This window comes from Sporolactobacillus sp. BBK16-2, assembly GCF_059878335.1.
In genome coordinates, this window is sequence record NZ_CM187611.1 from 831,048 (window position 1) to 845,779 (window position 14,732).

Consider the following 14,732-nt stretch of genomic DNA (forward strand, 5'->3'; position numbering starts at 1 on the left):
ATGATCGAAGTGAATCAGCTTCATAAATCGTTTGGCAGTCTGGAAATTTTAAAAGGGATTGACTTGGATGTTCATCAAGGTGAAATTGTCGTGATTATCGGACCTTCGGGCTCAGGAAAATCAACGCTGCTTCGCTGTTTGAATTGCTTGGAGCTCCCAACATCAGGAACAGTCAAAGTTGAAGGGGAGAATTTTGCAGACAAGTCCGGCCGCTATAATGAGAAACGCGTTGCTAAGCTTCGCACAGAAATCGGCATGGTGTTTCAAAGCTTTAACCTTTTCCCAATGATGACTGCAGTTGAGAATGTGATGGCGGCACAAGTGAAAATAAGAAGAAAGTCAAAGGAAGAGGCAAGGAAGACTGCAGAGAACTATTTGAAAAAAGTGGGTCTTGCCGAACGAATGGACCACTATCCAAGTCAGCTATCCGGCGGACAAAAGCAACGCGTTGCTATTGCTCGCGCATTGGCGATGGAACCGCATATTATGTTGTTTGATGAAGCAACCTCTGCCCTGGATCCCGAACTTGTCGGCGAAGTGCTTAAGGTTATTCGCGAACTCGCGGATGAGGGCATGACCATGGTTCTTGTTACGCATGAAATGCGATTTGCCGAAGAAATTGGAGATCGTATCATTTTCATGGATAAAGGCGCTATTGTCGAAGAAGGAAAACCAAGCGATCTCTTTAATGCGCCGAAGCATGAGCGAACCAAGCTCTTTATTAATCAAGTACTGCACCCTGAAGCGGAAAAAGTATAAGAGGATTTTCGAAAAGTCATAGGAAAGTGTCGTGAGGTGATTGAGACTGAATGGGAATTCGATAAATACCGAGAACTCTAAAAAAATATATGAGCACTCTAAAAAATACTTAGTAAATGGTGTTGCCAGCAGCTTTCACAAAGCGGGTTTTCAAGAGTTTCCAATCTGTTTTGATCATGGAAAAGGCGCATATCTTTATGATGTTGACGGTAATGAGTACATCGATTACGTGGCTGGAATGGGTCCTTTGATTCTAGGCTACAGTCCGGATGCGGTGACTTTGGCTGTAGCCAAACAGATGGCAAAAGGGACGCAGTTCTGCTCACCTTCTTCCGATCTGAACCGACTTGCAGAAAAACTGACCGAGATTATTCCTTGTGCTGAGCGTGTCGTTTTTCAAAATACAGGCACTGAAGCGAATATGTTTGCGTTCCGATTGGCGAGGGCATTCACCGGAAAATCAAAAGTCATTAAATTTGAAGGACAGTACCATGGCTGGTCTGATGAAGAGCTGATCAGCACGGACGCCCGTTCCGTTGATGAATTGGGACCGAGAGAGCAGCCAAAGAAAAATCGAGAAGTATTGGGGCAGCGAGCCGACGCATCCGATCAACTCATCATTCTGCCATGGAATGATTTGCCTGCAATCAAGCATGTGATTGAAAAACAGCGTGATGAAATTGCCGCAATCATTACCGAGCCTTATATGTGCGATTCCGGTCCGATTTTTCCAAATGAAGGCTATCTTGAAGCACTTCGAACGCTTGCGACGGAAAATAAAATTTTACTCATCTTTGATGAAGTGATTACCGGATTCAGACTCGCATTGGGTGGAGCGCAAGAATACTTAGGTGTTACTCCGGATGTTGCTGTATTTGCTAAAGCGATTTCAGGAGGTTTTCCATTATCGGTTGTCGCTGGAAAAAGCGAGGTCATGGAATGCGGAATCCGTACTTTTGGCACATTTAATGGAAATGCGATTTCCGTTGCCGCGGCCTTGACAACTATTGATCAATTGCAGAGTAAAGGAGTCTATGAGCGATTCAATGCTCTTGGCCAACAATTAACAGATGGTCTTCAAAAATTGGGCAATCGCTTTGGAGTTCCGCTATATTGTCGGCATGACGGAGCCATTTGCATGCTTTTGCTTGGGGTTGATCAGCCAGTGGATGATTTCAGAGATTATTTGAAGTTCGCCGATATCGAGCTCTATAATCGTCTGGTTGCCCGCTCGCTTGAGCTTGGCATTCGACTTACTCCGAACCGTGGAAGAATTTATTTGTCAACCCAACATACAGAAGCAGATATTCAAAAGACGTTACAAATCTTTGAAACCATATTTGCCGAATGGCAGTGATGCATGACACCTTTTATGAGCAGAGCTGAGTGCTCTGCCTTTTATTTACCCCGTTTTAAACGTCAGTGTTCTTGAACGGCTTGTTAAAAAATGTTCATGCCGCCAGTATCCGGCGGTTTCTTTGTGCAAAGACATTGTACTAGACTGACGGGCATTCCGACAATCAGCTTGGGCCCATTGTAAAAGAAATGAGCGAATGCGGATAACGAATAGATTGAGTTATTACGAACAGTAGATGGTTTTGCAGTGATCATACGTGCACTGATGATTGAAACATGAAGTGAATAAACGCAACAACAATGATCCTGAATATTTTTGATCTCATAAAAATAATTAAAGCCTGAACGCGGAATACTCTACGTTCAAGCTTGTTGTTTATCCTTTATATGCGACACAAGAGATTTCCAGTTTCGCTTGCTTTGGCAGAGCGGCAACTTGAAACGCGCAGCGTGCCGGGAGGATTTCTCCTGTAAAGTAAGTCGAATAGATATTATTAACTGTTGCAAAATCATTAATGTCCGCAAGGTAGACCGTGGCGCTCACGACATTTGAAAAGTCGAGGTCTGCCTCATTCAATACGGCTTGAAGATTGAGAAAAACACGTTCAGCCTGTTTCTCAATGCCGCCTTCGACGATTTCACCGGTTGCGGGATCGAGCGGAATCTGTCCGGAAGCGAACAGAAAGTCGCCAGCTTGAACTCCTTGAGAGTAAGGGCCGACTGCTTTTGGTGCAGCATTTGTTGCGATTTGCTTTTTCATTAAATCGAACCTCCAGATGTGTGTGATGGCTACGTGCGATTGCCGGAGCAATCAATAACGGAAGCCGCGAAACAATAGTCTTTATTAGTTTACCATAGCGTTGAACGATGCGAATCAACTAATTGTGGGACAAAAAATTTGCCAATCCACAGGTGCTCAGCGTCTTTTTTTCAGCCACCCTTTTCTATTTAAATAGTTAAAGAAACATCCAGACGCAAAGATGAGCAAGCCTATGAGAATGGGTGCGACAATATCGTTATGAACAAAGAGATTGATCAGAATAACGAGCGGGAGTACGATTGCCAAAACCAGGAGTACCCAATTACTTCTCTTCATTAGATATCTTCCAATCATTGATCGCACATCGACGACCTTTTCTTCTATTCTAATACGAAAAAGCGTAACACACCCCGCATTTGTGATGCGCCCATCCGTATTTATCATGCGTGTGCACGCACAGTTCCGCACAAGCAATCAGGAACGCGTGCGTATGGCGTAGGCATCCAGAATGATGCGCGCCATGACCTGCAGCGGGAGCCGTGAGCGCACTTCGTAATCCGGGAAATAGGATACTTTCGACTTGTAGCCGACGAGCGTCAGTTCGGACAAGGTGTAAAGCGGACTCTCACGATTGGCGGTCAGTGTGATTGTGCTGACTCCGTTTGCCTTGCAGTTCTTCGCTGCCTGTACCAATTCTTCGGTACGTCCATTGAGTGAGATGAAGATAACGAGATCTTTCTTATCTATTCGCTTGCTGATCGTCGTGATGATGTTCGGATCGTCATGCATTTCACAATACTTGCCGGTGAGTTGGAACTTAACGGTCATCTCTTTGGCGATCAGTTCAGAAAAGCCGCGGGCGAACAGTACAATTTTCCGTGAATAAATAATCTTCTGTAACACATCTTCAATCGTGCCGCGATCGAGCATTTGTATCGTCTTAGTGACTTCCTGTTCATTCTTCAGAATCGCTTCTTTAATTTTATTATCGACTTTTTCGATAACAGAAAACTCGGGAGCAAGCCGATGCTCGTCCTTCAAGCGAATCTTGAAGGAAGTAAATCCTTCATAGCCAAGTTTCTTCATTGTACGGACAATTGTTGCCGTCGATACATTCGCATTTTCGCTCAGGCGGACAATCGAAATTTTCGGCATCTCACTCAAATGATCCTGTACATAGCGGAGCAAAAATTTTTCGCTGTCGCTTAATGTGTCGAAATACTGATTAACGCGTTCGAAAAAAGTAAGATCCATCTTAACCTCCAAATTGAAAACCTTTACATTGATTATAGCCTTTTCCGAAAACATTTTCATTGCTAATCATGGCATAATAAAAAAGTAGAGAAGATGCAAGTGAAGGCGAGGGAAAAATCATGATCTACACATGTACGATGAATCCGGCAATTGATCTGTTCACTGAATTTAACAGCTTTGAACCTTATGTAGTCAATCGAAGTGTTTTCGAAGATTATCAGGCAAACGGAAAAACAATCAATATATCATTTATGCTTAAAAAAATGGGGATTGACAGTGTCGCTACCGGGTTTTTAGGTGGATTTACAGGAAAGTATATTGATGATGAACTGAAGCGAACCGGTATCGCAACCGACTTTGTCATGATTGACGGCATTACACGCATTAATACATTTATAAAAGCAGGTGCCAAGGAGTATAAAGCGGTAAATCGCGGACCGGAGATCAGTTTGGCCGCTCAAGCGCAGTTAATTGATAAAATGAGTAAGCTTACTTCAGAAGACATGCTGTTCGTATCAGGCAGCCTACCTAGAGGAGTCGATGATTCGATTCTGAAAAAGATTTCCTTACTGTCAGCGCAAAAGGGATTTCAATTGATCCTGGATGTCAGCTCGAATGCTTTGCTGAGTTGCCTTGAAGATCGGCCCTATTTGATTAAACCGAGTGATGAGGAGCTGGCCGCATGGCTGTCAGTCCATCCTGAGTCTTTTAATGATGAAGCACATCTGATTGAAGCAGCGGAACAGTTACTGAAAAAAGGAGCGCAGCGGATCTTGGTCTCTCGAGGGGATAAGGGAACGATGTACGCAGACGGTGAAAGAGTGCTGTTCACCACAGCTCCTAAGGGTGAAGTAGTCAATACAGCCTGTGCCGGTGACACGCTGCTTGGTACCTTTATTGGTTCCCAAATCAATAATAAGAGCTTGGAAGATGCACTGGTTTACGCAACGGCGGCGGGCTCATCAACGGCGTTTACCGCAGGATTGAGTGATCTAAAAGATGTTCCGGAATTAATGAAACAAATTAACATAACGACTCATTTGAAGGGGGCAAGAGAATCATGACAAAAATAATTGCAGCAACAGGTTGTCCGACAGGAATTGCTCATACGTTCATGGCTAAGAAAGCGCTTGAAGATGCGGCAAAGGCAAAAGGTATTGAGATAAAAGTGGAAACACATGGACAAGCGGGTATTGAAAACGGCTTGACACCAAGGGAGATTGCAGAAGCGGACGGCGTGATTATTGCAGCTGATAAGGATGTTGACGAGGATCGCTTTGCAGGTAAACGTGTGATCAAAGTTTCGGTAACAAAAGGAATTAAAGAACCTGACAAATTAATTGATGAAATTGTAAACGGTTCCGTTCCTTTGTTTAAAAGTGGACAGGCTCCGAGTGGAGGCAATACTGATCTCAGCGTCGAAAAAGAATCACTCGCACACAAGCTATATGTCTATTTGATGAACGGCGTTTCACATATGCTTCCCGTAGTTGTTGCCGGTGGTGTGCTGCTCGCCATATCATTCATGTTCGGCATTAATTCGGCAGATCCAAAAAGCAATGAATACAATGTGTTCGCAGCTAATCTGAACGCGATTGGCAAGGTAGGACTGGGATTGATGGTACCGATTTTATCTGCATACATCGCCCAGGCGATTGGCAAACGATCAGGACTTGTGATTGGATTTATTACCGGTATGATCGCGTTTACGAATGGAACAGGATTCCTTGGCGGTATTGTCAGCGGTTTCTTATCTGGTTATCTGATCCTGCTGCTTGAATCTGGCTTGAAAGGATTGCCGAAACAACTGGACGGTCTGAAATCAATTTTTCTGCTTCCAGTGCTGGGCGGTCTTATCGGTGGATATGCGATGGTCTTATTGTCCTCGCCAATGACAGCCATTAATGAAGGAATGATGCATTTCTTAAGTAATATGCAGAATCAAAGTCCCCTTGTCCTTGGTTTAATTGTCGGCATCATGTGTGCATTTGACATGGGTGGTCCGGTAAACAAGGCAGCTTATGTGACGGGTGTGGCACTGCTTGGTCAAGGAAACTTTTATTTCATGGCTGGTGTCTCTGCTGCCTGCATTGCGCCGCCAATTGCAACCGGTTTCGCAGTTCTGTTCGCTGGAAAATATTTTCAAAAAGAAGAACGCAACGCCGGCTATGTCAACTTTCTGCTCGGCTCCACCCATATTACCGAAGGCGCAATTCCATTTGCGGCGAAGAGTCCGTTTACTGTCATTCCTTCATTGATGGTCGGTTCATCGATTGCTGCGATTCTAACCTATTATATGAAGGTTCAAGTACCGGCACCTCACGGCGGATTTATCGTGCTGCCGATTGTAACCCATCCGCTGCTCTGGGTCTTGGCCATTCTTGCAGGAGCTTTAGTGTCGGGTTACTTAATCGCTATTGATCAGAAACATCGCTTTAACAAAAATTTGAAAGCAACGGAAGCAGATAATGCTGCTCAGGCAGCTGCAGAAAGCAATGAAGCTGCTCCGACACTTGCTCAAGAGACACTCTTGAGCAAAGAGAACATCTATTTTGAAAAAGGTATCCAAACGAAAGATGAGTTGTTCCGATTTATTGCTGAAAAAATGCAGATTAAAGGGAATGTGAGCGACCAAGAACGATTAGTCAAGGCTTTTCAATATCGGGAAAAGCAGAGCTCAACCGGCATGGAAGACGGTTTTGCGATTCCACATGCTCAGTCTGAGACCATTAAAAAGGCGGCGATGTTGGCAGTAAAACTTGAAACTCCGATCACCGACTGGCCAACGTTTGATCAGAAACCGGTAACCTTTGTGATTGCCTTCTTAATCCCACCGAAAGGCAGTGAAGCACACCTGCACTATTTGTCGGATACTGCTCAGAAATTGGTTGATAAACGTATAGTCCATGAGCTGAATACAGCGACAAATGCAGACCAAATCTATGCATTGCTTCATTGAAGAATTGTTTCTTAAAAAACCATCCGACGCCGGATGGTTTTTTTTAGCAAGACTCACCATATTTTGCAATCACGTCCTACTTAAAACATGTAGGAGGTGATCAAGATGGCAACCAGTACAATCACAGAATCGGTCTTTGTGATGAATCTGAATGGCGGCTTAGATGAAAAAGGCGAGCAGATTCTGCTCACCAAATCATTCAGAAACATTAAGCCAGCTGCTTCAGAGAATAGCTTGCTCGCAATCGCACAGAAATTAGCGCCGCTGCAGCAGCACCCGCTCATTTCAGTTGAGCGTAACGACACAGCCGAAATAATCGGCTGATCCTTTACAAATAAATCGAAAGGAGGAGCTAAGGAATGAAGAAACTGAATCTTGTTTTTTTAAATACTGAGGGCAAAAGTGTGACACTCTCATTGAATGATCCGGTTGAACCGGCGGATCCAGTTGCGATTAAGGACGCGATGAATACACTTATCGCAGAGAACGTGTTCCGATCATTGGGCGGTGATCTAACAAGCGTTAAATCGGCACGCATCTCGGAAAACAACACGACGCCAGTTGAACTAGACGTATAATGAGATCATATGAGGCCGAAGAGAATGTCGAACACGTTCTCTTTGGCCTTTATTAATGATCAGAAAGGAGGATGCTTCTATGGAGGTGTGGTTATCCATGGTTAAGGATGTTGGTTTTCCGGCTGTCGTCACCTTTTTTCTCTTGCATCGAATTGAAGGCAAGCTTGATGAGCTGATTCAGTCGGTACGTTTGCTTCCGGTCGACCAGGAGGCCGGCCAGCCGGACGAACGGATGAAAAGACAAATCTGAATGAAAGGCGGCACAACGTTCGTTTGAACGGTTTATGCCGCCTTTTACTATTATTCCTGCATTGATGCTCAGCCGTGATCGAATACCACGTGCATCGGTTTGAACCAGTTTTGTCACACAAGGGTTGGCAAAACTGGTTTTAGTTTGTGTTGTTTTTGTGAACGGGGGATCACTATAATAGAAATGTAGCAGAGATATAGAAAATGTAAGCGCTTAATAAACAATAATAAACAAACCGTTTTTTTAAGTAGCTTCAATTAGTAAGACCTTAAAAGGAGGAGAAAATAATGTCCGCAGGCTCTGGTGTTAAAGTTAAGGTTCAAAAGTTTGGAAACTTCCTAAGTTCAATGATTCTGCCGAATATTGGTGCTTTTATTGCTTGGGGGTTGATTACAGCACTTTTTATTCCAACAGGTTGGTTGCCGAATAAAGAATTAGCGACAATGGTTGACCCGCTTGTAAAATATTTGCTGCCGATTTTGATTGGTTACTCCGGCGGTAAACTGGTATTTGGTCATCGCGGGGGTGTCGTTGGTGCTATTGCAACTGCCGGCGTCATTGTTGGGACCGATATTCCAATGTTTCTCGGTGCGATGATTATGGGCCCGCTTGGCGGCTATGTCATTAAAAAGTTTGACAAATCGATTGAAGGCAAAATCAAGACCGGTTTTGAAATGCTTGTTGATAACTTCTCTGCAGGTATTCTCGGAGCAATTCTTGCAATTGTGGCATTCTTTGGTATCGGACCGGTTGTTGATGTGGTCAGCAACGGACTTGCTTCTGGTGTCGAATGGCTCGTGCATGCCGGTTTGCTTCCGCTTGCCAGTTTGTTTATTGAGCCAGGCAAAGTATTATTCTTAAACAATGCAATTAATCACGGTGTACTGACCCCAATTGCAGTTGAACAGGCACGTCAGTACGGTAAATCTGTTCTCTTTTTCCTTGAAGCGAACCCTGGACCAGGCATGGGCGTTCTTCTCGCTTATTGTTTCTTTGGAAAGGGCAATGCGAAAAAGTCGGCACCGGGTGCTGCAATCATTCATTTCTTCGGCGGCATCCATGAAATCTATTTTCCTTACATTTTAATGAAACCGCTTTTACTGTTGGCGACCATTGCAGGTGGGATGAGTGGTATCTTCACCTTGGTTACATTGAAAGGCGGTTTAGTCGGACCGGCATCTCCCGGCAGCTTTCTCGCAATGTTGGCCGTAACTCCGAAATCGTTTAGCAGTTTTGCAGCAAACATTGCGGATGTGCTTGTCTCATTAATCGTTTCATTTGTGATTTCGATGCTGATCTTAAAAACAGATAAATCAGGGAATGATGATCTTGATGAAGCAACACGGAAAATGGAAAGCATGAAAGGAAAGAAGAGCAGCGTTTCCGGTGTATTGACTAATAGTGAAGGATTTGATCCGAAAGCTGTGAAGAAAATCGTTTTTGCATGCGATGCCGGCATGGGATCAAGTGCTATGGGTGCGTCTCTGCTGAAGAAAAAAGTAAAGGCAGCAGGGCTGGATATTTACGTGACCAACACGGCAGTCAGCTCCATACCAAGCGATGCGCAAATCGTGGTGACTCAATCCGAATTGACACAAAGAGCACGAGACAAGGCACCGAACGCATTCCATATTTCTGTCGACAACTTCCTAAGCAGCCCTGAATACGATCTTTTGATCAATCAGTTGAGCAAAGGAGAAAAGATTGAATCGGCGGCACCGGAAGAAGCGGAAACACAGCCATTTGTTGATGGGAAGATTCTTCGAAAAGAAAATGTGTTCATCCAGCAATCCTTTAAGACAAAAGAAGAGGTTATCCGTTTTGCAGGTCAAAAGCTGGTGGAAGGCGGCTATGTGAAACCGTCGTATGTCGAAGGTATGATTGCCCGTGATCAGCTGATGTCAACATATATGGGCAATGGCATTGCCATTCCGCACGGCACTGAAGAAGTGAAGAAGGAAGTGCTGGAATCAGGAATTGTGATTGTTCAAATCCCGGATAGTGTTAATTTTGAAGGAAACAAGGTTCGGCTCGTTTTCGCAATCGCAGGTAAGAATAACAGCCATCTGGAAATTCTTTCAAAAATTGCTGTTGCCTGCTCGGATGTAATCAATGTCGGCGAGATGATACGTGCACAATCGGTCGATGATCTGCTAACGATCATAAATAAAGCAGCAGCGCAAAACGAGTAAGTGCTTTCACAAGAAATCGCCTGATCGTTATGCTATGTTAGAAGAAAAAGGCGGATAAATCGAATGTACATGACCACACGGGAAAAAACCATACTTGAGTTGCTGATTAAGACGAGCGGCAGGCACTCAACGTTGTCGATGGCGTCCTATCTCCAGGTCAGCATGCGAACGGTTCACCGCGACCTAAAAAATGTTGAGAAACTGCTTAAACCATTTGGTCTGCAATTGATTCAAAACGCAGATAAGACCCTGCAAATTCAAGGACCGGATAAATCCGTATTCAAACTGGTTCAAGAGCTTTCAAAAATAAAACCGGTAGATTTGTCAGCCAAGGAGCGCAAACTTTTGCTCTTCCTGAAATTATTTGAGGCCGATGAACCCATGAAAACTGGACCGCTGGCAAAGGAACTGGATATCTCGTCAACAACGTTAAGCGGGTATCTGGATGAACTGTCCGCATGGACTGAGGACTTTGAGATGCATGTCGTTCGCAAACGCGGCGTCGGCTTGCAAATGATCGGCACGGAACGCGCCAAACGCACAGCGCTCGCTCATTTTTACTTGTTCTACTTTAATGAAGAATTAATCGAAGCGATTTTTCAAATTAACCATCAGCAGCTAAAGCCAGGAGTGCATGTCCTGCATTATTTCAAGTCCGATTACCTGTCGACGGTCGATCAAGCGATGAAGCATGATCTTGGGAAGCTTTATACGGAATTGGCGGACAGTGACTATGTCAGCTTTCTCATTCAGGTGTGCATTGCACTGCAGCGTTTTGAAAGCGGGCATCCGCTTGAAGAGGGAACGGGTGGTGATGAGAAGCAAAACAGTCATGAAAAGGAAGCGCTACCTTTTATTAAGAAGATTTCGGGACTCTTGTCCGATCAATTAGGCATCATACTTACGGACTCGGAAAAGGCGTTCATGGCAACACTGCTCAAAGGATCACGGTTGCAAAGTGCCGAATCCATATACTTTGATCAGGTCATCACGGGCAAAGCAATTAAAAAATTGATCCAGCACATCTCACAGCAGTTGCAGGTCGATTTGAACAGTGATTTCTCTTTATTTCAAGGCTTGATGGCACATCTGGAGCCGTCACTGTTCCGGATTAGAAAAGATCTTGCCTCGTTTAATCCGTTGACGCAGCAAATTAAGGATCAGTTTCCTGTTCTGTTCAAGATTACTGAACAGGCTTTGAAACAGGTGTTTCAACAAATCCGGTTTCCTGATGACGAAGTTGCTTATATTGTGCTGCACTTCGGCTCTGCTCTGGAACAGCGGAAGCAAATGCGAAAAATTCGTGCGTTGATCGTCTGTCCGACCGGTATCGGTGCATCGAAAATGCTGGCGGCAAGGTTAAGAAAGGAAATGCCGGATCTTTATTCGGTGACTGTAGCATCGATCCATGAAATGGGGCATATGGATTTAGATGCATTTGATCTGATTTTATCTACCGTCCACTTGCCGAAACAAAAAATACCGTGCCTGTTTGTGAATCCGCTGCTCAGTCAAGAAGATATTTCAGCGATCGAACAAGTTACGCATGATTTGGCAAAAAGCGGGACCGATGCGGAGTTGCTTCCTGAGCGAATCGTTTCGAGTCCTGAGGTTGCCGGTCAACGTTCACTTCAGCAATTAATGGATGAAGTAGATCAAGCACAGATGGCAATTCGAGCTATTCTAAAAGCCTTCTCGGTGATTCAAGTGAGCAAGGCGGAAAAGATGAACGATGTTTTGATCCAATTAATTGATACTTGCTTCGATCAATCGATCATCGATGACCGTGAATCCGTCTATTGGCGACTAATCGAACGCGAACGTATGGCGGGACTTGCCGTCCCGGGAACGAATATGGCGTTGTTTCACTGTCGAGACAAGTCGGTACGGCACTTATGTTTTAAAATAGCACATTCAACTGAGCATTTTGAACTGGCAGCTATGGATGGTAAAACGTGTTCGGTCAGTAATTTTTTGCTGATACTCGCGCCTGACCCCTTAAATCCGGTCGCTCAGGAAGCGATCAGTATGATCAGCTCCTCACTTGTTGAGGATCGCGAGAGTACACTAATTTTCGCATCAGCAAATGAAGAAATGATTCGTGCAAAATTAGAAACGATTTTTTATCAATTTTTCATTCATAAATTCTAATAAAAGGACTGAGGATCATGCAGGAAGTTGTACATTTTGGTGCAGGCAATATTGGAAGAGGGTTCATTGGCGCGCTATTCGCGGAGTCCGGCTACCATGTAAGTTTTGTTGATATCGCGGAAGAAATAATTAATGCCTTAAATGAAAAACAGACCTATACGGTGAGAACAGCGGCAGAGAATCAAGAAACGATCACCATTCATAATGTTTCCGGAATCAACAGCAAGACGAATCCGGACCAAGTTATTGAAGCTATCGGCAAAGCGGTTTATTTGACAACGGCGATCGGTCCAAAAGTGCTTCCGTTCATTGCTCCACTCATCGCAAAAGGGCTGGCTGAACGCGTAAAACATACAGATGAAAAGATTTATGTGATCGCTTGTGAAAACCAGATCAACGCGACCGATCTGTTGAAAAAAGAAGTTCTGAAAGCACTTGATGAAGATACGTTGAAGAAGCTTGACGGAACCGTTTATTTCTTGAATTCAGCAGTTGACCGAATTGTGCCTATCCAGCATAATGAAGAATTGCTTGACGTGCTTGTCGAGGATTATCATGAATGGATTGTCGCAACGAATGAAAAGCTCCCGGAAGTAAAAGGAATGCAAATTGTTCCGGATCTCGCGCCTTACATTGAACGCAAACTGTTTACCGTAAATACGGGGCATGCGACGACCGCATATCTCGGCTATCAGGCCGGGAAAAAGAAGATTCATGAAGCGCTGCGTGATTCCGACATCTATCAAGACGTGAAAGCAACGATTGAAGAAACCGGTGCTTATCTCATCAAGCAATACGGATTTAAACCAGAAGTACATGAACAGTATATTGAAAAAATCCTGCATCGTTTCCAAAATCCGAAGCTAAATGATGATGTTACTCGTGTCGGACGTTCGCCACTTCGCAAACTTGGACCGGAGGATCGGCTTGTAAAACCTGCTCGTGAAGCTGAAAAGCTTGGATTGTCCTTTACACATCTCGCCAAAGTGATTGCGGCGGCTCTTCGATTTGATGTTACCGAAGATGCTGAAGCAGCACAGCTGCAACAACAGTTAAAGGAAAAAGGCGTGGTCGCTGTTCTGCAAGAAGTCAGCGGACTTGGAGCCAACGATCCGATTGCTAAGGAAGCCGTAAGCTACTATGAGAACTTCAATCTGCTTAAAAAATAATTTTCTACACATATATTAAGATTAGCAGCACAGGCCAGGGCTATGGTCTGTGCTGCTTTTTTTCACAAAAGTATAAAGATTTAGAGAAATTTAATGTAAGTGGCTCGGCAATAAAGGAGCTTCGACTACCGGTGTTCACTTCCTATGAGGAACGTCGAAGCCAACACGTCCTGTGGAAGTACGTCCTGTGGCGAACCGGACCTAGGTCATCCGTGACCGTCGCGACGGCAGCTTCGTCTTCACCAGAGGCTTGGCGAAGCTAAGTTTTCTAACAGTAGAAGTGAAGAATAGGTCGTGACACCTTTCTGATTATACAAAACCTTAATTTGTCAATCTTGTGATTTTATGCTTCATTAGAAAGCTGATAAAAGCCTTTGCTGCAGGATGTATATAACGATCTTTGAGAAAGGCTAGATAGATGATTCGGGCAGGTATGTTATCCGCAATGTTAATAATTTTTAGGTTAAAGGAGGACAGGGCTTTAATCTTCGGAATGATTGCAATGCCGTAATTATTGGAAACAAGACCGGCCATCGCCAAGTCCTCTTCTACGACACAGGCAATTTTCGGATGGATCTGTAGTGATTGCATCGTTTGTTCGATGAGTGGGTATAGACCGCTCTCTTTACTGAAAAAGATATACGGATATGGCGTTGTCTGCTTCAGACTAACAGAATCCTGCTTTGCTAAAGGATGATTCTTTGCTGTGATTAAGACAAGCCCCTCTTGATAGACAGGAAAAAATGATAGTTCGGGAAGATCAGGCACGTAGGAGCAGATAGCCAGATCATAGGTTTCGTCGTAAATCTTGGGGATCACGTCATGAGTTGTCCCCTGATGAAAGTTAAAGGTTACATTTTGATAAGCCTCTTGGGAAGAAAACAGGCGAACCATTTTTGGAACAAAAGATGCCCCCATGGTGTAAATAAAAGCCAGCTCAATTGTCCCAGATTTCGGATCAATCATATTTTCAAGTGTTCGTCTTCCCTTCTCCAGTTCATTGAGTGAATTCTGTACATAAGGAAGAAATAAACGACCATATTTTGTTAAACGAATGTTGCGACCTTCTTTTTCAAAAAGGAGAACGTTAAGCTCGGATTCAAGTGTTTTGATCATGTGACTGAGCGTTGGTTGAGAAATGTCGAGAAGTTCAGCGGATTTGGTGTAGTGCTCGGTTTCGGCAAGATTGGCGAAATAATACAATTGTTTCAGATTCATAAACACACCTCCGAAAAATGCATAGATGGCATCTATAGATAAAACCGTATACCTTTATTGTATTTGATGTAAGCGCGTTCTACAAT

At 44.1% G+C, this 14,732-nt stretch carries 14 protein-coding genes; 10 read left to right on the plus strand and 4 right to left on the minus strand.

Features of this window, described 5'->3' with window-relative positions; genetic code table 11:
• Both AC6F33_RS04220 and AC6F33_RS04225 read left to right on the plus strand, forming a co-directional pair.
• The gene (locus AC6F33_RS04220) at positions 1-759 is read left to right on the plus strand and encodes an amino acid ABC transporter ATP-binding protein (RefSeq protein ID WP_500778135.1); all 759 of its coding nucleotides are present in this window, start codon (positions 1-3) and stop codon (positions 757-759) included.
• Positions 760-799: 40 nt separating this feature from the next.
• Complete coding sequence (locus AC6F33_RS04225) at positions 800-2,116, plus strand: aspartate aminotransferase family protein (RefSeq protein ID WP_500777800.1); 1,317 nt, start codon at positions 800-802, stop codon at positions 2,114-2,116.
• Positions 2,117-2,491: 375 nt separating this feature from the next.
• Here the strand turns inward: AC6F33_RS04225 and AC6F33_RS04230 are convergent, their stop codons facing one another.
• The 3 genes from AC6F33_RS04230 to AC6F33_RS04240 form a co-directional block, all read right to left on the minus strand.
• Positions 2,492-2,875 (minus strand): RidA family protein, encoded by a 384-nt coding sequence (locus AC6F33_RS04230; protein ID WP_500777801.1) that lies wholly within the window; start codon positions 2,873-2,875, stop codon positions 2,492-2,494.
• A gap of 156 nt (positions 2,876-3,031) precedes the next feature.
• Complete coding sequence (locus AC6F33_RS04235) at positions 3,032-3,211, minus strand: hypothetical protein (RefSeq protein WP_500777802.1); 180 nt, start codon at positions 3,209-3,211, stop codon at positions 3,032-3,034.
• Positions 3,212-3,349: 138 nt separating this feature from the next.
• On the minus strand, positions 3,350-4,129 hold the full coding sequence (locus AC6F33_RS04240) for a MurR/RpiR family transcriptional regulator (protein ID WP_255747626.1): 780 nt from the start codon (positions 4,127-4,129) through the stop codon (positions 3,350-3,352).
• A 119-nt stretch (positions 4,130-4,248) separates the two neighbouring features.
• Here AC6F33_RS04240 and pfkB point away from each other — a divergent pair, with 119 nt between their 5' ends.
• From pfkB to AC6F33_RS04280, 8 genes are all read left to right on the plus strand, one after another.
• Positions 4,249-5,193: a 1-phosphofructokinase gene (pfkB, locus tag AC6F33_RS04245; protein ID WP_255747624.1), complete on the plus strand. Its 945-nt coding sequence runs from the start codon at positions 4,249-4,251 to the stop codon at positions 5,191-5,193.
• Positions 5,190-7,088: a fructose-specific PTS transporter subunit EIIC gene (locus AC6F33_RS04250; RefSeq protein ID WP_255747623.1), complete on the plus strand. Its 1,899-nt coding sequence runs from the start codon at positions 5,190-5,192 to the stop codon at positions 7,086-7,088. The genes pfkB and AC6F33_RS04250 overlap by 4 nt, the downstream gene beginning before the upstream one ends.
• A 105-nt stretch (positions 7,089-7,193) precedes the next feature.
• The gene (locus AC6F33_RS04255; RefSeq protein ID WP_255747621.1) at positions 7,194-7,412 is read left to right on the plus strand and encodes a DUF1659 domain-containing protein; all 219 of its coding nucleotides are present in this window, start codon (positions 7,194-7,196) and stop codon (positions 7,410-7,412) included.
• A gap of 35 nt (positions 7,413-7,447) precedes the next feature.
• Positions 7,448-7,666, plus strand: a complete 219-nt coding sequence (locus AC6F33_RS04260) for a DUF2922 domain-containing protein (protein WP_255747619.1) — start codon at positions 7,448-7,450, stop codon at positions 7,664-7,666.
• Positions 7,667-7,745: 79 nt separating this feature from the next.
• The gene (locus AC6F33_RS04265) at positions 7,746-7,916 is read left to right on the plus strand and encodes a YvrJ family protein (protein ID WP_480947689.1); all 171 of its coding nucleotides are present in this window, start codon (positions 7,746-7,748) and stop codon (positions 7,914-7,916) included.
• A gap of 287 nt (positions 7,917-8,203) precedes the next feature.
• Positions 8,204-10,108: a PTS mannitol transporter subunit IICBA gene (locus AC6F33_RS04270; RefSeq protein ID WP_255747615.1), complete on the plus strand. Its 1,905-nt coding sequence runs from the start codon at positions 8,204-8,206 to the stop codon at positions 10,106-10,108.
• 63 nt (positions 10,109-10,171) lie between these two features.
• On the plus strand, positions 10,172-12,259 hold the full coding sequence (locus tag AC6F33_RS04275; protein ID WP_500777803.1) for a BglG family transcription antiterminator: 2,088 nt from the start codon (positions 10,172-10,174) through the stop codon (positions 12,257-12,259).
• Between the two features lie 17 nt (positions 12,260-12,276).
• Positions 12,277-13,428 (plus strand): mannitol-1-phosphate 5-dehydrogenase, encoded by a 1,152-nt coding sequence (locus AC6F33_RS04280; protein WP_500777804.1) that lies wholly within the window; start codon positions 12,277-12,279, stop codon positions 13,426-13,428.
• 321 nt (positions 13,429-13,749) lie between these two features.
• Here AC6F33_RS04280 and AC6F33_RS04285 read toward each other — a convergent pair whose 3' ends face one another.
• Entirely contained in the window at positions 13,750-14,646 is an 897-nt protein-coding gene (locus AC6F33_RS04285) for a LysR family transcriptional regulator (protein ID WP_480947683.1), read from the minus strand.
• Positions 14,647-14,732 lie beyond the last annotated feature (86 nt).

Coding starts and splice junctions, on each gene's coding strand:
- AC6F33_RS04220 (WP_500778135.1), top strand. CDS start 1: ATGATCGAAGTGAATCAGCTTCATAAATCGTTTGGCAGTCTGGAAATT.
- AC6F33_RS04230 (WP_500777801.1), bottom strand. CDS start 2,875: ATGAAAAAGCAAATCGCAACAAATGCTGCACCAAAAGCAGTCGGCCCT.
- AC6F33_RS04235 (WP_500777802.1), bottom strand. CDS start 3,211: ATGAAGAGAAGTAATTGGGTACTCCTGGTTTTGGCAATCGTACTCCCG.
- AC6F33_RS04240 (WP_255747626.1), bottom strand. CDS start 4,129: ATGGATCTTACTTTTTTCGAACGCGTTAATCAGTATTTCGACACATTA.
- pfkB (WP_255747624.1), top strand. CDS start 4,249: ATGATCTACACATGTACGATGAATCCGGCAATTGATCTGTTCACTGAA.
- AC6F33_RS04250 (WP_255747623.1), top strand. CDS start 5,190: ATGACAAAAATAATTGCAGCAACAGGTTGTCCGACAGGAATTGCTCAT.
- AC6F33_RS04255 (WP_255747621.1), top strand. CDS start 7,194: ATGGCAACCAGTACAATCACAGAATCGGTCTTTGTGATGAATCTGAAT.
- AC6F33_RS04260 (WP_255747619.1), top strand. CDS start 7,448: ATGAAGAAACTGAATCTTGTTTTTTTAAATACTGAGGGCAAAAGTGTG.
- AC6F33_RS04265 (WP_480947689.1), top strand. CDS start 7,746: ATGGAGGTGTGGTTATCCATGGTTAAGGATGTTGGTTTTCCGGCTGTC.
- AC6F33_RS04270 (WP_255747615.1), top strand. CDS start 8,204: ATGTCCGCAGGCTCTGGTGTTAAAGTTAAGGTTCAAAAGTTTGGAAAC.
- AC6F33_RS04275 (WP_500777803.1), top strand. CDS start 10,172: ATGTACATGACCACACGGGAAAAAACCATACTTGAGTTGCTGATTAAG.
- AC6F33_RS04280 (WP_500777804.1), top strand. CDS start 12,277: ATGCAGGAAGTTGTACATTTTGGTGCAGGCAATATTGGAAGAGGGTTC.
- AC6F33_RS04285 (WP_480947683.1), bottom strand. CDS start 14,646: ATGAATCTGAAACAATTGTATTATTTCGCCAATCTTGCCGAAACCGAG.